Origin of the sequence: Neisseria sp. 27098_8_139 (genome assembly GCF_041433195.1) — a bacterium.
Classification (GTDB): domain Bacteria; phylum Pseudomonadota; class Gammaproteobacteria; order Burkholderiales; family Neisseriaceae; genus Neisseria; species Neisseria subflava.
This window is the reverse complement of sequence record NZ_JAPWBA010000009.1, coordinates 58,926-76,462: the sequence shown is the minus strand read 5'-3', so window position 1 is coordinate 76,462 and position 17,537 is coordinate 58,926. Positions and strand designations below refer to the sequence as shown.

Sequence of the window (17,537 nt, the reverse complement as noted above, 5' to 3'; positions counted from 1 at the left end):
GACACGGAACGGTATGGAATCGAACGGTAAGACACTTTCTTGCCGGTCAAACCCTGCTTGTCCACCAACACCAGCCGATATTCGGTAAACACAATCAAATCGCGCACCAGGCTGAATGCCATTTTTACCTGTTCGCCATCAATCAGGATATTCGCCAAATCGCGTTCCACCGCATCGGCGTCTTTTTGCGAAGCATTGCCCAAAAGGCCGCTGAACAATCCCATATCTGCCTGCTTTCTATACGAGTGATAAGTGCAGGGTATTTTACACGCACAAACCTTATTTGCCGATATTTCAGACGGCCTTATGTTATGATACCGCCTTATTCGACAAAGACATGCCCATGGATAAACCCGTTTACCTCTACACAGACGGCGCATGCAAAGGCAACCCCGGCGCAGGCGGCTGGGGGGTATTTATGCGCTACGGCACACACGAAAAAGAACTGTTCGGCGGCGAAGCCGAAACCACCAACAACCGCATGGAGCTGACCGCAGTCATCGAAGGACTGAAATCCTTAAAGCGCCGCTGCCAAGTCGTCATCTGCACCGACTCGCAATACGTCAAAAACGGCATGGAAAGCTGGATACACGGCTGGAAAAAAAACGGCTGGAAAACCGCCGCCAAAAAACCGGTCAAAAACGATGATTTATGGAAAGAACTGGATAGTCTGGTTCAACAGCACGATGTCCGCTGGACGTGGGTAAAAGGCCACGCCGGACACCCTGAAAACGAAAAAGCCGACGAGCTCGCTAATCGAGGCGCAGCAAAATTTGCATAACACTTCACCCATGACTGTACTTAGACATCTCAAGCCGTTGTTTTGGATTGCCGTCATTGCATCGATTTGTGTGACACCAATAGCACTTATGTTCGCCTATTCACCGTTTCATGATGTCAATGATTTTTTTAACTTTGGCTTGTGTGACCACGTTAAGACCGCCGAAGAATGTGCCGACTTAATCACGCCCGCCTATTTATTTTGGTGGTTTATACCTGAACCGTGGTTTTTTACATTCATCACGCTGACTGCTATTTACCTCGTTCTAAAAATCCTGATTGAAATCATCCGATTCCTATTCAGACTGAGAAAGAAAAACCCATGACCTGCCCCATCTGCACTGCCGACAACGAAGACATTTTGCTGAGAACCCCGAACCTGCGCGTGATCGCCGTCCACAACGAAGCCGGCGCACCGGCATTCTGCCGCGTTATTTGGAATGACCATGTTTCCGAGATGACCGACCTTTCCCCTGCCGAACGCAACGAAATCATGGAAATGGTGTATCAAGTTGAAGCCGCAATGCGCCAAGTCTTCCGCCCTACCAAAATCAATCTAGCTAGCCTCGGCAATGTTGTGCCCCATCTGCATTGGCACGTCATCGCCCGCTTTGAAAACGATGCCAACTTCCCCGCGCCGATTTGGGCCGCGCCCGTCCGCGAACACGGTATGACCTTGCCCGAAAACTGGCCGCAACAAATTAAAAACTTAATCGCTTAAACTTTCAGACGGCCTGTAAGATTCGACACGCCAAGTTCAGGCCGTCTGAACATATAACGAAAGGAAAACCTCAATGAACTCTACCACGCGCCGCCATTTCCTGCGTACCTGCTCTGCTGCGGCAGGCGCAGGGTTGTTGCAAGCCTGCGGCACAGGCACGACCACCACGCCGCAAACCAAAACCACTTCTACCACCGCGAAAGCCAAAACCGTGCAACCTAAGCAACCCCATCCGCCACGTTCCGGCGACAACCTCCTGCGCGTTGTTGCGCCGTCAGGCTTCGCCGAAGACCCCAACCGCGTGACCACCGGCCTGACCCGCCTCTACAATGCAGGCTTTACCGTGACCAACCAACAGGCAGGCAGCCGCCGTTACCAACGCTTTGCCGGCAGCGACGCCCAACGTGCCGCCGACTTCCAAGACGTTGCCAGCGGCCGTGTCGAAACGCCCAAAGTCTTGATGGGCCTGCGCGGCGGCTACGGCGCGGCACGCATCCTGCCTCAAATCGACTTTGCCTCACTCGGTGCCAGAATGCGCGAACGCGGCACATTGTTCTTCGGTTTCAGCGACGTGTGCGCCATCCAACTCGCCCTGTTGGCCAAAGGCAATATGATGAGCTTTGCAGGCCCGATGGTGTACAGCGAATTCGGCAAAGCTGCCCCCAGCGTCTTTACCATGGATTCTTTCATCCGCGGCACGACCAACAACGTCAACATCGTCGATGTCCCAACCATCCAACGCGCCGATGTCAACGTCGAAGGCACATTGTGGGGCGGCAACCTCAGCGTTCTCGCCTCCCTCGCCGGTACGCCTTACATGCCCGATATTCAAGGCGGCATCCTCTTTATCGAAGACGTCAGCGAGCAACCCTACCGCATCGAGCGCATGCTCAACACGCTTTATCTGTCAGGTGTTTTGCAAAAACAACGTGCCATCATCTTCGGCGATTTCCGCATGGGCACCATCCGCGACGTGTACGACTCCAGCTACGACTTCTCCGCCGTCGTCAACCACATTTCGCGCACTGCAAAGATTCCTGTGTTGACCGGTTTCCCATTCGGCCACATTACCAACAAAACCACTTTTCCGTTGGGCGCGCATGCCAAAGTCCGCAGTACCGGCAACGGCGGTTATTCCGTCACCTTCAGCGGCTATCCGACACTGAACCCGTCCGCGCTGACGCTCGACAACCTGCTGCCGCCTCCTGTTCCGACTTACGACAGTACTATCTACCGCGACAGCATCACTGAAGAAGTCACCGAATAAGGCTTGTTCAAATCAAAAAGGCCGTCTGAAACCCAGTTTCAAACGGCCTTTTTATATCTTCATCTTAACCGTAACGTCGTTGGAAATCTTTCATAAAGTCAGCCAACGCGTTCACACCTTCAAGCGGCATCGCATTGTAAATGCTGGCACGCATACCGCCGACGGTTTTATAGCCCTTGAGCAGGCACAAGCCCTGCAACTCAGCTTCCAACACAAAACGGCGGTCCAAGTCTTCGCTTGCGGTTTTGAAGACCACGTTCATTTTGGAGCGCGCATCAGGATGAATATCGTTGATGTAAAAACCGCCGCTGCCGTCTATCGTCTCATACAAGGTTTGCGCCTTTATTCGATTGACCGCTTCAATTTTTTTCACACCGCCCTGCGTTTGCAGCCAGCGGAACACCAAACCCGACATATAAATCGCATAAGTAGAAGGCGTGTTGTACATACCATCTCGGTTGATGTGTGAACGGTAGTTGAACACATCGGGAATATCGTTCGGACAACGCTCCAGCAAATCCTCGCGGATAATGACCACGGTCGCACCGGCAGGGCCGATATTTTTTTGTGCGCCGGCATAAATCAAGCCGTAATCGGATACATCAAACTCACGCGACAAAATCTCGCTCGACATATCGCACACCAGCGGCGGCAGGCCGTCTGAAAGTTTGGGGACGTTTTGATACTGCAAGCCGTTTACGGTTTCATTAATCGCAAAATGAACAAACGCAGAATTCGGGTTGACATCCCAATCCTCCACCGCGGGCAGGTTTTTATAGGCATATTGCTCGCCGCCATGCGCGGCCAAACGGATTTCAGCATTGCTCAAACGACTCATCTGTTCATAGGCAATACGGCTCCAGTTGCCCGTTACCACCGCATCGGCAGTCGCAAAACCGTGCGCCAAATTCATGGTCACCATATTAAATTGCGTGGTCGCACCGCCCTGTAAAAACAGGATTTTATAGTTGGACGGAATATTCAAAAGCTGGCGCAAGTCTTGTTCGGCATGATGCAGAATGCTCAAAAACATATCCGAACGGTGGCTCATCGCCATCACGGGAAAACCCGTACCGTTGTAGTCGAGCATTTCCTGTTGCGCGGTACGCAATACCGCTTCCGGCAATACGGCAGGACCTGCGGAAAAATTGTAAATCGGGTGTGCGGACATGGCGGCCTTCTTTCTTATTCGGTGGGTATAAAGAAATTGTAGAACCGCCTTGCACATTGTGCAAGCACGAAAAATCAGAAAATCCAAGACCGTCTGAAAACAAAGCAATACCAATTCTTTGTTTTCCAAAATAATTTCAAAACCATCATATCAAAACTTGTCAACAATTTCCTTTTCAGACGGCCTCGACCCTACCCTTTACATTTAAGCAATCACTTCAAAAAAATTCACGCCAAATCAACACTTTTCTTTTATCTTGAAAACAGTTATAATAGGTCAATTTTTCAAATCACACGAAAAATGGCCGCACGGCCATTTTTTTGTTTATGTACTTCTGGAGAAGCATGGATATTCAAAGCATTCTTGATAAAACCCTGCCCGGCTTGGGCTACGAGCTGGTCGATTTCGAACTGACTGCACAAGGCGATTTGCGCGTTTTCATCGATAAAGAAGGCGGCATCACCGTCGAAGACTGCGCCACTGTCAGCAACCATCTGAGCCGCGTGTTTATGGTTGAAGACATCGACTACAAACGTTTGGAAATCTCCAGCCCGGGCCTTGACCGTCCGCTGAAAAAAGCCGCCGACTTCGTGCGCTTTGCCGGCCAGAACGCCAAAATCAAAACACGCCTGCCGATTGATGGTCAGAAAAACTTCATCGGCCGCATCGAATCCTGCGAAAACGACATCGTTACCGTCTCTTTCGATGGCAAAACCGCCCAAATCGAATTGAGCAACATCGACAAAGCCCGTTTGCGCCCCGAATTTAAATTTTAAAAACCGATTACTTGGAGATTCTAGAAAATGAGTCGCGAAATGTTACAGCTGGCCGAAGCGCTGGCAAGTGAAAAAAACGTTGAAACGGAAGTCGTATTCAAAGCCCTTGAATTCGCCCTCTCTACTGCTGCCAAGAAAAAAGCCGACCGCGAGCACATGGACGTGCGCGTCGAAATCGACCGCGATACCGGCGAATACCAAACCTTCCGCCGCTGGCTGATTGTTGCCGATGAAGACTACACCTACCCCGACGTAGAAAAAACCATCGAGGAAATCCAAGAAGAAATTCCCGGCACAACCATCCAAATCGGCGAATACTACGAAGAGCAGCTGCCAAACGAAGGCTTCGGCCGCCAAGCCGCGCAAACTGCCAAACAAATCATCCTGCAACGCATCCGTGATGCGGAGCGCGAACAAAACCTGAACGAGTTCCTCGCCTCTAAAGAAGACATCGTTTCCGGTACGGTAAAACGTGTCGAGCGCCACGGCATCATCGTTGAAGTCGTCGCGGGCAAACTTGACGCCCTGATTCCGCGCGAAGAAATGATTCCACGCGAAAACTTCCGCAGCGGCGACCGCATCCGCGCCCTCTTCCTGCGTGTGGACGAAATCGGCAATACCGGCCGCAAACAAGTCATTTTGAGCCGTACCAGCGGCGACTTCTTGGCCAAACTCTACGCCAACGAAGTGCCTGAAATTGCAGACGGCCTATTGGAAATCCGCGAAGTAGCACGCGACCCCGGCCAACGCGCCAAAGTTGCCGTTAAAGCCAACGACCAACGCATCGACCCGCAAGGTACTTGTATCGGCGTGCGCGGTTCCCGTGTTAACGCCGTGAGCAACGAATTGTCCGGCGAACGCATCGACATCGTATTGTGGTCTCCTGAGCCTGCCCAATTCGTGATGAATGCGCTGTCTCCTGCCGAAGTAAGCCGCATCGTAATTGACGAAGACAAACACGCTGTTGACGTAATCGTTGATGAAAACCAACTGGCGCTGGCCATCGGCCGTGGTGGTCAAAACGTCCGTCTGGCTTCCATCCTGACCGGCTGGCAGCTGAACATCATGACCGTTGAAGAAGCAGACGAGCGCAATGCCGCCGAAGATGCCGTTATCCGCAACCTCTTCACCACCCACTTGAACATCGACGACGAAACCGCCGATATCTTGGTGGAAGAAGGTTTTGCCACTTTGGAAGAAGTTGCTTACGTTCCAGCGGCGGAATTGCTCTCGATTGACGGTTTTGACGAAGAAATCGTTGAAACCCTGCGCAATCGCGCACGCGATGCGATCCTGACCATTACCATCGCCGCAGAAGAAAAACTGGGTGAAGTGTCTGAAGACATGCGCAATTTGGAAGGCGTAGATTCCGATATGTTGCGCAAACTGGCCGAAGCCGGCGTTACCCAACGCGATGATCTGGCCGAATTGTCTGTTGACGAATTGGTCGAAATTACCGGTGTTGACGAAGAAGAAGCCAAAAAAGTGATTTTGGCTGCACGCGAACACTGGTTTACTGAAGAAAATAACTAAGGGGGTACTGAATGAGTAATACAACCGTAGCGCAATTTGCCGCCGAACTAAACCGCCCCGTCGATGATTTGCTTAAACAATTGAAAGAAGCCGGGGTCAACAAAAACAGCGGCAATGACAGCATAACCACTGACGACAAACAACTGTTGACTGCTTACCTGCAAAAGAAAAACGGCAGCAACAGCGGCACCATCAGCATCCGCCGCAAAAAAACCGAAGTCAGCACCGTTGACGGCGTAAAAGTGGAAACACGCCGCCGCAGCCGTGCCGTTACCATTCCTTCTTCCGAAGAATTGGCAGCGGAAGCCAAAGCCAAAGTAGCAGCGGAAAACCAAAAAGCCGAAGCAGAGAAAGCAGCCGCTCAAGCTGCCGAAGAAAAAGCCAAAGCTGAAGCAGAAGCTGCCGCAAAGGCCGAAGCCCGTGCCAAAGCAGAGGCCGAAGCAGCCAGGCTGAAAGCAGCCAAAGCCACACCAAAAGCGGAAGGCAAACCTGCCGAAGCCAAAAAAGAAGAAGCCAAACCAGTTGAAGCCGTAGAAGCTAAGGCTGAAGTAAAAGTTGAGTCTAAAGCAGACAATAAGCCGTCTGAAAAATCCGTTGAAGCCGAAAAACCAGCCGATGCCAAAAAACCTGCCAAAGCCAAACAAGACAAAGGCAGCAAAGGCAAAGAAGCGAAAAAGACCGCCAAACCTGCCGCTCCTGCCGCACCGCAACCTGTCGTCAGCGTGGAAGAACAGGCTCAACGCGATGAAGAAGCCCGTCGTGCCACCGCCCTGCGTGCGCATCAAGAAGCCTTGTTAAAAGAAAAACAAGAGCGTCAAGCACGCCGAGAAGCTATAAAACAACAGGCCGAGAAAGACTCAAAACCTACTAAAGAAGCCAAATCAGGCGAACGCAATAAACCTGCCGAGAAAGCCAAAGCAGCATCCGGCGAAGGCAAATCCGAACACAACGCACGCGGTAAAAAAGAAGACCGTCGTGAGCGTGATGAAGACACTCAAGGTCGCAATGCTAAAGGCAAAGGCGGCAAAGGCGGTCGCGACCGCAACAATGCTCGCAATGGCGACGACGAGCGCGTACGCGGCGGCAAAAAAGGCAAAAAACTCAAACTTGAGCCAAACCAACACGCCTTCCAAGCGCCGACCGAACCTGTCGTACACGAAGTTTTGGTGCCTGAAACCATTACCGTTGCCGACTTGGCACACAAAATGGCCGTTAAAGGCGTCGAAGTGGTTAAAGCCCTGATGAAAATGGGCATGATGGTAACCATCAACCAATCTATCGACCAAGACACTGCCCTGATTGTGGTGGAAGAACTCGGCCACATCGGTAAACCTGCCGCCGCCGACGACCCTGAAGCATTCTTGGATGAAGGCGTTGAAGCAGTAGAAGCCGAAGCATTGCCGCGTCCTCCGGTTGTTACCGTGATGGGTCACGTTGACCACGGTAAAACCTCCCTGCTGGACTACATCCGCCGTGCCAAAGTGGTACAAGGCGAAGCGGGCGGCATTACCCAACACATCGGTGCATACCACGTTGAAACCCCACGCGGCGTGATTACCTTCTTGGATACTCCGGGTCACGAAGCATTTACCGCCATGCGTGCGCGCGGTGCGAAAGCAACCGATATCGTGATTCTTGTGGTAGCAGCCGACGACGGCGTAATGCCTCAAACCATCGAGGCGATTGCCCACGCTAAAGCCGCGGGCGTGCCTATGGTGGTAGCGGTAAACAAAATCGATAAAGAGGCGGCCAATCCCGAGCGTATCCGCCAAGAGCTGACTGCGCACGAAGTCGTGCCTGACGAATGGGGCGGTGATGTACAGTTCATCGACGTTTCCGCTAAAAAAGGCCTGAACATCGATGCATTGCTCGAAGCTGTCTTGCTCGAAGCCGAAGTTTTGGAACTGACTGCCCCAGTCGATGCACCTGCCAAAGGCATTATCGTTGAGGCACGTTTGGACAAAGGCCGCGGCGCGGTTGCCACATTGCTGGTTCAAAGCGGTACGCTGAAAAAAGGCGATATGCTGCTGGCCGGTACTGCATTCGGTAAAATCCGTGCAATGGTTGACGAAAACGGCAAAGCCATCAATGAAGCCGGCCCGTCTATCCCTGTCGAAATCCTCGGCTTGTCCGACGTACCGAACGCAGGCGAAGATGCAATGGTATTGGCCGACGAGAAAAAAGCGCGCGAAATCGCCCTCTTCCGTCAAGGCAAATACCGCGACGTGCGCTTGGCCAAACAACAGGCCGCGAAACTGGAAAACATGTTCAACAACATGGGCGAAAACCAAGCCCAATCCTTGTCCGTCATCATCAAAGCAGACGTACAAGGTTCTTACGAAGCTTTGGCTGGCAGCCTAAAAAAACTGTCCACCGACGAAGTGAAAGTGAACGTGTTGCACAGCGGTGTTGGCGGTATTACCGAATCTGATGTCAACTTGGCCATCGCTTCCGGCGCATTCATCATCGGCTTTAACGTCCGTGCAGATGCTTCCGCACGCAAACTGGCTGAGAATGAAAACGTGGAAATCCGTTACTACAACATCATTTACGATGCCATCGACGACGTGAAAGCCGCCATGAGCGGTATGCTCTCTCCGGAAGAGAAAGAGCAAGTAACCGGTACGGTCGAAATCCGTCAGGTTATCTCCGTTTCCAAAGTCGGCAATATTGCAGGCTGTATGGTTACCGACGGTGTGGTCAAACGCGATTCCCATGTCCGCCTCATCCGCAACAATGTAGTTATCCATACCGGCGAGCTGTCTTCTTTGAAACGCTACAAAGACGACGTCAAAGAAGTCCGCATGGGCTTCGAGTGTGGTCTGATGCTCAAAGGCTACAACGAGATTATGGAAGGCGACCAACTCGAATGTTTCGATATCGTCGAAGTTGCCCGTACTCTGTAATCAGACAGGCCGTCTGAAAAATCAGAAGCAGGTTTTGCAATGCGAAACCTGCTTCTTTTTTTCAGACGGCCTTTTTACAACCATTCATAGTTTGAAACTATGGAAATTAATGTGTGGTATATAAGAAACAAAACAGCCGCACAAGGCAAAGCCATTTGTCAAAAGAATAGACGGCAAACTAAGCCTGATAAGGCTCTCTATATATTGTCATATCTTAACGTTTCTGTTGTTTTTATCAAGTTTCGGCACTAGTATATACAGCCTAAACACAATACAAATTAAGCAATACCGGCCATATGCCGGATACGTTTACTTCCTTGTTACTCTCATCAATATCTAAAGAAAATATCATGACAATCAAAAAAGCAATGCGCAATTTGAATTACGACATTTAGAGCAATTGCAGCCATCTCCCCTTGCACAAGCAACAACAGGCACATCGGGAGATGACGTTTATTATGTAACCCGCAGCGACGATAAAATCATTGAAAACCCAAATGGCAGAGATGATACGGTTTACAGTTGAAAACCGGCGATGATTGGGTCTTAACCATCAAAGATACAGGCGACACCCTGACCATCCATGACATTGCCAACAATAATGTCGACAGCTTTGTATTCGAAAACGGTAAGAGCTACACCGCCGACGAAATCAACAAAGCACTGATTACTGAAAATACACAAAACAACGGTATCCTGTAAAACTCAAAGGCCGTCTGAAACCTTAATTCAGACGGCCTTAGTCCTTTGCTGATTTATTTATCGTTCTGCTATATAATTATTCTCATTCGAATTCACAAGAAAGAATAAAAATGGATGCCTTAAATCTCCTCACCACGCGTCGCTCTTCCAAAAAACTGACTGCTCCGGCACCCAATGCCGAGCAACTGGAACAAATGCTGCAAGCGGCAACACAAGTTCCTGATCACGGCAATATGCGCCCTTACCGCTTTACTGTGATTCAAAGCGAAGTCGGCTTACAACGTTTCCGCGAGCTGTTGAGCAATACCGTTACCGAACTCAACTTCGGCGATGATACCATGAAAAAAGCCGAACGCGTCGGCAACATGGCGCCTATGATTATCGGCGTTACATTTACGCCAAACCGTGAAGTGGCAAAACCCAAACCTGAATGGGAGCAAATGCTGACTGCCGGCTGCGCCGCCTATGCTTTACAACTGGCTGCTTCTGCTCAAGGCTTCGACAACGTTTGGATTACGGGCATGTGGGTCAACAGCCCATTGTTGCGCGAAGCATTTGAGTGTGCCGACAAAGACAAAATCATCGGTCTGATGATGATTGGTTCGCCGACAGAAGAAGGCGGCGGCCCGAAAAATACCAACTTGGAATGTTTTACAACTTATTGGTAAAGCCTGAAAACACTAAGGCCGTCTGAAAACCTGATTTAATGGTTGTTTAGACGGCCTTTTTATATCTATTATCGAAGCATCAAGCCGGATACATAAACGCTTCAATTTCTTCCAAAGAAATATCCGCCGTCGCGCCATGGCGTGAAGCCACCAATGCACCCAACGCACAAGCAAAAGCAATGGCTTCTTGAGGAGGCGCATTGTTCAGCAGTTTGTAAGTCAAGCCGCCAAGGAAGCTGTCGCCGGAGCCAACGGTATCCACCACTTTGACGCGGAAACCGCAATGACGGTATAACTCGCCGTCCTTATACAAAACCGCGCCATGGCTGCCTAAAGTCACGCAAAGGATTTTGACGCCGGTCAGCTCAACGAGGTAGCCGATATTTTGCTCGATACTGTGATAAGGAGAGCCATAGGCCGCAGCCAATTCATACAACTCATCATCATTGAGTTTGACCATATCGGACTGTTTCATGGTCTCCAACAAGCGGTCAAGATCATAATGGGGCTTGCGCAGATTAACGTCAAAAATTTTGAATTTGGCTTCTTTCAGCAAAACAGCCAAGCTTTTACGCGAAACTTCATCACGGGTTGCCAAGCTGCCAAAAACGAAAGCATCGGATTCTGCCACACGTTTGATTGCCGCATCATCAACCGCAATCCTGTCCCACGCGCAAGGATAGACAATCTCATAAGACGCGCTGCCACACTTATCCAAATGTACTTTCACCAAGCTGGTCGAACATTCATGACAAACCTGCAAATAATCAGTATTGACGTTTTTGCTTTGAATCTGGCGTAGCAATTCTTCGCCATCGGCATCATCGCCACGACGGCTGATGATGGCAGTATCGATACCCAAAGACTGCAAACGAACGGTAACATTCAGGGGTGCACCACCCAATACCTTTCCGTTTGGAAAATCGTCCCACAGCACTTCGCCGAAACTGGTTACTTTCATTCTTGGCCTTCCTTTTTTGAGGTTGATTGGCAGGGTCTGCACGCCCAACAGATTTTTTGCAAATCATGTACTTGTAGTAAAACTCCAGCATCAGGGGCAAAAGTATTATGTTTTAAAATATTGGGACTGACAAGCAATTAAGGGCATATCAGACAATAAACTTGATTCATCACAAAATTATATTGTTCCTATTTTTTTCTTTTTCTTTCACATTTATCCCTTTCTATTTCATTAAAACAAAATATTCTGAAATTTAAATACAAAAGGCCGTCTGAAAACTGATTCAAACAATTTTCAGACGGCCTTTATCGAATTATTGCAGTGTTTAGACTACAACTTCTTCTTTTTTCTTCACTTCTTTGGCAATGTTCTCACGGCTCAAGCCAAACATCAGCAAGAGCGGGCTGGCAACCAATACGGAAGAGTAAATACCGAACACGATACCGATGGTCAGCGCCATAGAGAAACCGTGCAAGGCTGCACCGCCGAACACCAGCATAGAAACAACCATTGCCTCGGTCGAACCGTGGGTAATGATGGTACGGCTCATGGTTGCGGTAATCGCGTTGTCGATGACTTCCGGCACGGTGTGGCCGCGCATATGCGGCTTACGGAAGTTTTCACGAATACGGTCAAACACAACCACGGATTCGTTCACGGAGTAACCCAAAACTGCCAAAATACCTGCCAAGACAGTCAGTGAGAATTCCCATTGGAAGAAGGCGAAACAGCCGAGAATAATCACGATATCGTGCATATTCGCAATAATCGCAGATACTGCAAAACGCCACTCAAAACGCATGGACAAGTAAATAATGATACCTGCCACTACGAAGCCCAATGCCATCAAACCATTGGTAACCAATTCTTCGCCAACCTGAGGGCCGATAAATTCGACTTGGCGCAAAGTAACGTCAGGATTGTCTTTTTTCAGCAAATCCATCACTTGGTTGGACAGCTGGGCAGACGTTACGCCTTCTTTGTTCGGCAGGCGGATCATGATATGTTTATTCGTACCCAATGCCTGAACCTGTACATCACCCATTTTCAGCGTATCGAGGCGTTCGCGCGTTTGATTCACATCCACGCCCTGCTGATATTGGACTTCCATTACCGTACCGCCGGTAAATTCGACGGAGAAATTCAGGCCTTTGGTTACCAAAAAGAACACGGCGGCGATAAACGTAACCAACGAAATAAAGGTCGTCAGTTTGCCGTAGCTCATAAACGGAATATCGCGTTTGATTTTAAATAATTCCATGTTTTACTCCTTGCCTTCTGCCATTTCAGCTTTCGGCTTCCATACCGCACCAATGGAAATATTCCGCAATTTGCGACGGCGGCCGTACCACAGGTTAACCAAAGCACGGAACACGACCACAGACGAATACATCGAGGTCAGAATACCGATACAGTGCACAACAGCAAAACCACGTACAGGGCCGGAACCAAATACCAACAAAGCAATACCGGCAATCAGAGAGGTCAAGTTAGAGTCGACAATGGTTGCCCAAGCATGTTGGAAACCGAGGTTGATGGCCTGTTGAGGTGGTATACCTGCGCGTAATTCTTCACGGATACGTTCGTTAATCAATACGTTGGAGTCAATCGCCATACCCAATGTCAATGCCAACGCAGCAATACCCGGCAGGGTCAGCGTTGCCTGCATGGCAGACAAAATACCTACCAAGAACAAGATATTGGTACTCAAAGCGATGGTAGAGAAGAAACCCATCAGGCGGTAGTAAACCACCATAAATGCGGCAACGGCGGCAAAGCCCCACAAGGTAGAATTGAAACCTTTTTCAATGTTTTCCTTACCCAAAGACGGGCCGATGGTACGTTCTTCGACAATCTGCATAGGCGCAGCCAGCGAACCGGCACGCAGCAACAATGAAGTATCGTTGGCTTCGGCAGTTGTCATGCTACCGGAAATTTCCACACGGCCACCGGTAATGGCGGAGCGGATGACAGGCGCAGTCACAACTTCGGATTTACCTTGGTCGATCAACACCATAGCCATACGTTTACCCACATTGGCCGAAGTCAATTCGCCAAAAATGCTGCCACCTGCGCTGTCCAAGCTCAGGCTCACAGCAGGAGCGCCCATTTGGTCAAAGCTAGGTTGCGCGTCGTTGATGTTGTCGCCGGTCAGTTCAACTTGTTTGTTGACCAAAATAGTTTCCGGATGATCGCCACCGCTTGACAGTAACTCATAACCAGTCGGTACATTACCGTTTAAGGCTTCTTGCAGTTTAATCGGATCGTCTTCCACCATGCGTACTTCCAAAGTCGCAGTACGACCGATAATGTCTTTTGCTTTGGCAGTATCTTGTACACCCGGCAGCTGTACAACAATGCGGTCAAGACCGGATTGTTGGATAACCGGTTCTGCCACACCCAATTCATTCACACGGTTGTGCAAAGTGTTGATGTTTTGCTTAACCGCATCAGAGCGTACTTTATTAATCGCCTCTTCAGACAGAGTCAGCACGATATTGTTACCGTCTGCAACTAAAGTGGCTTCAGGGAACATTTTTTGCAACTGAGGCAAGGCCTTTTGTACATCGGCGGCATCTTGCAGAGGTACGGTCAGACCGTTTTCAGCCTGATGCACCGTACCGGTACGGATTTTTTCGCGACGCAATTCGCGGCGGATGTCGCCGGCGTAACGTTCAAACGTTTTCTGCATCGCGGCTTTCATGTCCACCTGCATGGTGAAATGCACACCACCACGCAAGTCCAGACCCAAGAACATCGGATTGGCTTTAATTTTCTCCATCCACTCAGGACTGTCCGCCAAAAGATTGAGCGCGGTAATATAGCCTTCGCCCAAAGTGTTTTCGATGACATCACGCGCTTTCAATTGCGTTTCAGTATCTTTAAAACGCACTTTCAGCGAGTTATCGACAATGAACATACCGTCAGTCTGAATACCTGCGCTTTGCAACGCAGAAGACACTTTCGACTGGGTTTGCTCATTGATAACGATGGCTTGTCGGTTGGTCGATACCTGTACGGCAGGCGTTTCACCGAAAAGGTTGGGCAACGAGTAAACAGCCGCAACCACAATCGTGAACGCAATCAGCAGGTATTTCCATAAAGGATAACGGTTCATGGTAAACCTTTGCTTTATTTATAAAGGCAAACAGCCGCACTCGGAAAATGAGGCGGCTTTTCGCAAAAAAACGGATTATTCGGCTTTCGCGGCAATCGCGTTGCGTTCTACTTCCACTTCGATTCTCGCACCTTGGCCGATGTCGACAGTGTAGAATTGCTCGCCGACTTTGGTCACACGGCCTTTGAACCCTGCAGCCAAAACGACTTTATCGCCTACTTTCAAAGCAGCCAGCATAGCTTGGTGTGCTTTGAATTTCTTTTGTTGAGGACGCATAATCAGGAAGTAAAACACCACCATAATCAGCAGTAAAGGGGCAAATTGAGCCACAGCTTGATTCATAATATATCCGTTCTTTTAAGTTTTAAGATAAAGTAAAAAACTGCATACAGCCCAAAACGCAGTTGGTCGGACTGTAAAATTGAGCTATTCTAAAGGCCGTCTGAAAAATTTCCAAGCATTTCCGTATTTATTAACCATATTTAGCAGTCCGTGCGACTCGTTCGAGACACACTTTCCATGCTTAAAAAAATCATTTGGCGCGTGCGTACCCTACTGCGTCGATTACTTGGCAAAAATGCCCGCACCGTATGGATTTCCCATCCTATATTTCTGCAGCACCAGCCGGGCACCAACCACCCCGACAAGCCCGAACGCATCAGCGCCATTCAAGCCGCCTTAAAAAAGGAAGGCATTTGGCGTCATCTGCAAACCGCTGAAGCACCCGAAATCAAAGATGCGCAACTGGCATTGGTCCACTCGCGCAATTATCTGCACGAATTGGAAGCCGCCCAGCCGCTTCCCGGCAAAATCCACCGCATCGATGACGATACGGTCATCAGCCACGACTCCCTCCAAGCCGCCCGCTTTGCAGCCGGAGCCGTTGTCAAAGCAGTCGATATGGTGATGAACAAAAAGGCTTGGCATGCTTTTTGCGCCATCCGCCCACCCGGCCACCATGCCCACAGTAACAGCGCCAGCGGATTCTGCCTCGTCAACAACACCGCCGCCGGTGTAATGCACGCCATTGCCCAATACCGTCTGCAACGCATCGCCGTCATTGATTTCGACGCCCATTTCGGCGACGGTACGGCGGAGATTCTCCGAGACGATCCGCGCGTGATGTTTTTCAACCTGTTTGAAACCGACATCTTCCCCTTCCCGGAGGCGGAACAATACGCCGGCAGCAAAAATATGCTGCATACACCCCTCAAACCGGGCACAGGCAGCCGTATCTTCCGCACGACCATCCGCGAACAATGGCTGCCCAAGCTCACGGCTTTCCGTCCCGAGTTGGTGTTGCTTTCAGCCGGTTTTGACGGACACAAACAAGACGAAACAGGCCGTCTGAACCTGCATGAAGCCGATTTTGCCTGGCTGACGCACAAAATCGTCCAAGCAACGGCAAGCTGTCAGGGACGTGTCGTTTCCGTACTGGAAGGCGGATATACCTTGGAATCCCTGTCCAAATCCGCCGCCGCCCACATCCGCGTATTGGCAGGCTTGAGCAAGGCCGATTACGTCATCGCCTACCAAAAGCATTTGAAGCGCGGCAAAAGTAACAATCCTACGCAATAACGCATTTAAACTATCGACCCAGGCCGTCTGAAAACACATCATCCGTTTCAGACGGCCGGCCTTTTTTTCATTTACACACGTTAATTTGAGCAAAGACAAACCATTTCCATATTATCAGTAGTAAAATAACAAAAATAAAACGGACAAATAAAAATAGTTCACACACCTCACTGCTACCCTTTCCCCAATTGACCGTCTTTTTCAGACGGCCTCCATTTAAAAAAAGGAGCGTTACAATGAAAGCAGCACGTTTTTACAACAAAGGCGACATCCGCATCGAAGACATTCCAGAGCCAACCGTCGCTCCGGGTACTGTCGGCATTAATGTTGCTTGGTGCGGTATCTGCGGTACCGACCTGCACGAATTCATGGAAGGCCCGATTTTCATTCCACCTTGCGGCCACCCACACCCAATCTCAGGCGAGTCTGCACCAGTCACCATGGGTCACGAGTTCTCCGGCGTGGTTTATGCCGTAGGCGAAGGCGTGGACGACATCAAAGTCGGCCAACACGTTGTGGTCGAACCCTACATCATCCGCGACGACGTACCGACCGGCGAAGGCAGCAACTACCACCTCTCCAAAGACATGAACTTCATCGGCTTGGGCGGCTGCGGTGGTGGCTTGTCTGAAAAAATCGCCGTCAAACGCCGTTGGGTACACCCTATTTCCGACAAAATCCCATTGGACCAAGCCGCTTTGATTGAGCCTCTGTCCGTCGGCCACCACGCTTATGTCCGCAGCGGCGCGAAAGCAGGCGACGTCGCATTGGTCGGTGGCGCAGGCCCGATCGGTTTGCTGCTTGCCGCCGTGTTGAAAGCCAAAGGCATCAAAGTCATCATCACCGAATTGAGCAAAGCGCGCAAAGACAAAGCCCGCGAATCCGGCGTTGCCGACTACATCCTCGACCCGTCCGAAGTCGACGTCGTCGAAGAAGTGAAAAAATTGACCAACGGCGAAGGCGTAGACGTCGCATTCGAATGTACCAGCGTGAACAAAGTTCTGGATACTTTGGTTGAAGCGTGCAAGCCCACGGCCAATTTGGTTATCGTCTCCATCTGGAGCCACCCCGCCACCATCAACGTCCACAGCGTCGTGATGAAAGAGCTGGACGTGCGCGGCACCATCGCCTACTGCAACGACCACGCCGAAACCATCAAACTGGTGGAAGAAGGCAAAATCAACCTTGAGCCTTTCATCACCCAACGCATCAAACTGGACGAATTGATTTCCGAAGGCTTCGAGCGCTTGATCCACAACAACGAATCCGCAGTAAAAATCATTGTTAATCCTAATCTTTAATCCTAGGGCTTAAAGAATAAACAGGCCGTCTGAAACTTTTCAGACGGCCTGCGTA

The 17,537-nt window shown here is 50.1% G+C and carries 16 protein-coding genes; 10 read left to right on the top strand and 6 right to left on the bottom strand.

Going from position 1 to position 17,537, the window contains the following annotated elements; translation table 11 throughout:
- Positions 1 to 224: PH domain-containing protein (locus tag O3660_RS08870; RefSeq protein ID WP_371464850.1), on the bottom strand; the 224-nt coding region annotated here is incomplete at its 3' end.
- Positions 225 to 343: 119 nt separating this feature from the next.
- Here O3660_RS08870 and rnhA point away from each other — a divergent pair.
- The 3 genes from rnhA (at position 344) to O3660_RS08855 (ending at position 2,768) form a co-directional block, all read left to right on the top strand.
- The gene (gene rnhA, locus O3660_RS08865; RefSeq protein ID WP_049350717.1) at positions 344 to 781 is read left to right on the top strand and encodes a ribonuclease HI; all 438 of its coding nucleotides are present in this window, start codon (positions 344 to 346) and stop codon (positions 779 to 781) included.
- Between the two features lie 321 nt (positions 782 to 1,102).
- Positions 1,103 to 1,501, top strand: coding sequence for an HIT domain-containing protein (locus O3660_RS08860; RefSeq protein WP_049350719.1), 399 nt, complete (start codon positions 1,103 to 1,105; stop codon positions 1,499 to 1,501).
- Between the two features lie 73 nt (positions 1,502 to 1,574).
- Complete coding sequence (locus tag O3660_RS08855) at positions 1,575 to 2,768, top strand: LD-carboxypeptidase (protein WP_049350720.1); 1,194 nt, start codon at positions 1,575 to 1,577, stop codon at positions 2,766 to 2,768.
- A gap of 64 nt (positions 2,769 to 2,832) precedes the next feature.
- Here O3660_RS08855 and serC read toward each other — a convergent pair whose 3' ends face one another.
- Positions 2,833 to 3,939 (bottom strand): phosphoserine transaminase, encoded by a 1,107-nt coding sequence (serC, locus tag O3660_RS08850; RefSeq protein WP_371464849.1) that lies wholly within the window; start codon positions 3,937 to 3,939, stop codon positions 2,833 to 2,835.
- A 344-nt stretch (positions 3,940 to 4,283) separates the two neighbouring features.
- Here serC and rimP point away from each other — a divergent pair, with 344 nt between their 5' ends.
- From rimP to O3660_RS08825, 5 genes are all read left to right on the top strand, one after another.
- The gene (rimP, locus tag O3660_RS08845; RefSeq protein ID WP_003685973.1) at positions 4,284 to 4,715 is read left to right on the top strand and encodes a ribosome maturation factor RimP; all 432 of its coding nucleotides are present in this window, start codon (positions 4,284 to 4,286) and stop codon (positions 4,713 to 4,715) included.
- 27 nt (positions 4,716 to 4,742) lie between these two features.
- Entirely contained in the window at positions 4,743 to 6,248 is a 1,506-nt protein-coding gene (nusA, locus tag O3660_RS08840; protein WP_049350722.1) for a transcription termination factor NusA, read from the top strand.
- A gap of 11 nt (positions 6,249 to 6,259) precedes the next feature.
- The gene (gene infB / locus O3660_RS08835; protein ID WP_371464848.1) at positions 6,260 to 9,154 is read left to right on the top strand and encodes a translation initiation factor IF-2; all 2,895 of its coding nucleotides are present in this window, start codon (positions 6,260 to 6,262) and stop codon (positions 9,152 to 9,154) included.
- 522 nt (positions 9,155 to 9,676) lie between these two features.
- Positions 9,677 to 9,856: a calcium-binding protein gene (locus tag O3660_RS08830; RefSeq protein ID WP_049350724.1), complete on the top strand. Its 180-nt coding sequence runs from the start codon at positions 9,677 to 9,679 to the stop codon at positions 9,854 to 9,856.
- 110 nt (positions 9,857 to 9,966) lie between these two features.
- Positions 9,967 to 10,524 (top strand): nitroreductase family protein, encoded by a 558-nt coding sequence (locus O3660_RS08825; protein ID WP_049350725.1) that lies wholly within the window; start codon positions 9,967 to 9,969, stop codon positions 10,522 to 10,524.
- A gap of 79 nt (positions 10,525 to 10,603) precedes the next feature.
- Here the strand turns inward: O3660_RS08825 and O3660_RS08820 are convergent, their stop codons facing one another.
- The 4 genes from O3660_RS08820 to yajC all read right to left on the bottom strand — a co-directional run bounded on the left by O3660_RS08820 (position 10,604) and on the right by yajC (position 14,945).
- Positions 10,604 to 11,485 (bottom strand): carbohydrate kinase, encoded by an 882-nt coding sequence (locus tag O3660_RS08820; protein WP_049350726.1) that lies wholly within the window; start codon positions 11,483 to 11,485, stop codon positions 10,604 to 10,606.
- Positions 11,486 to 11,810: 325 nt separating this feature from the next.
- A complete protein-coding gene (gene secF, locus O3660_RS08815) occupies positions 11,811 to 12,746 on the bottom strand; it encodes a protein translocase subunit SecF (RefSeq protein ID WP_049350727.1) in 936 nt (311 codons plus the stop codon).
- Positions 12,747 to 12,749: 3 nt separating this feature from the next.
- Positions 12,750 to 14,603: a protein translocase subunit SecD gene (gene secD, locus O3660_RS08810; RefSeq protein WP_049350728.1), complete on the bottom strand. Its 1,854-nt coding sequence runs from the start codon at positions 14,601 to 14,603 to the stop codon at positions 12,750 to 12,752.
- Between the two features lie 75 nt (positions 14,604 to 14,678).
- Positions 14,679 to 14,945, bottom strand: coding sequence for a preprotein translocase subunit YajC (gene yajC / locus O3660_RS08805; protein WP_003678762.1), 267 nt, complete (start codon positions 14,943 to 14,945; stop codon positions 14,679 to 14,681).
- A gap of 177 nt (positions 14,946 to 15,122) precedes the next feature.
- Here yajC and O3660_RS08800 point away from each other — a divergent pair, with 177 nt between their 5' ends.
- Both O3660_RS08800 and O3660_RS08795 read left to right on the top strand, forming a co-directional pair.
- A complete protein-coding gene (locus tag O3660_RS08800) occupies positions 15,123 to 16,181 on the top strand; it encodes a histone deacetylase family protein (protein WP_049350729.1) in 1,059 nt (352 codons plus the stop codon).
- A 236-nt stretch (positions 16,182 to 16,417) separates the two neighbouring features.
- The gene (locus tag O3660_RS08795) at positions 16,418 to 17,482 is read left to right on the top strand and encodes a 2,3-butanediol dehydrogenase (RefSeq protein WP_003686191.1); all 1,065 of its coding nucleotides are present in this window, start codon (positions 16,418 to 16,420) and stop codon (positions 17,480 to 17,482) included.
- Positions 17,483 to 17,537: the final 55 nt, after the last annotated feature.

Excerpts from the sequence above, each read along its gene's own strand:
- O3660_RS08800 (WP_049350729.1), top strand. The coding sequence starts at position 15,123 with ATGCTTAAAAAAATCATTTGGCGCGTGCGTACCCTACTGCGTCGATTA.
- infB (WP_371464848.1), top strand. The coding sequence starts at position 6,260 with ATGAGTAATACAACCGTAGCGCAATTTGCCGCCGAACTAAACCGCCCC.
- O3660_RS08825 (WP_049350725.1), top strand. The coding sequence starts at position 9,967 with ATGGATGCCTTAAATCTCCTCACCACGCGTCGCTCTTCCAAAAAACTG.
- O3660_RS08860 (WP_049350719.1), top strand. The coding sequence starts at position 1,103 with ATGACCTGCCCCATCTGCACTGCCGACAACGAAGACATTTTGCTGAGA.
- secF (WP_049350727.1), bottom strand. The coding sequence starts at position 12,746 with ATGGAATTATTTAAAATCAAACGCGATATTCCGTTTATGAGCTACGGC.
- serC (WP_371464849.1), bottom strand. The coding sequence starts at position 3,939 with ATGTCCGCACACCCGATTTACAATTTTTCCGCAGGTCCTGCCGTATTG.
- nusA (WP_049350722.1), top strand. The coding sequence starts at position 4,743 with ATGAGTCGCGAAATGTTACAGCTGGCCGAAGCGCTGGCAAGTGAAAAA.
- rimP (WP_003685973.1), top strand. The coding sequence starts at position 4,284 with ATGGATATTCAAAGCATTCTTGATAAAACCCTGCCCGGCTTGGGCTAC.
- rnhA (WP_049350717.1), top strand. The coding sequence starts at position 344 with ATGGATAAACCCGTTTACCTCTACACAGACGGCGCATGCAAAGGCAAC.
- O3660_RS08795 (WP_003686191.1), top strand. The coding sequence starts at position 16,418 with ATGAAAGCAGCACGTTTTTACAACAAAGGCGACATCCGCATCGAAGAC.
- yajC (WP_003678762.1), bottom strand. The coding sequence starts at position 14,945 with ATGAATCAAGCTGTGGCTCAATTTGCCCCTTTACTGCTGATTATGGTG.
- O3660_RS08820 (WP_049350726.1), bottom strand. The coding sequence starts at position 11,485 with ATGAAAGTAACCAGTTTCGGCGAAGTGCTGTGGGACGATTTTCCAAAC.
- O3660_RS08855 (WP_049350720.1), top strand. The coding sequence starts at position 1,575 with ATGAACTCTACCACGCGCCGCCATTTCCTGCGTACCTGCTCTGCTGCG.
- secD (WP_049350728.1), bottom strand. The coding sequence starts at position 14,603 with ATGAACCGTTATCCTTTATGGAAATACCTGCTGATTGCGTTCACGATT.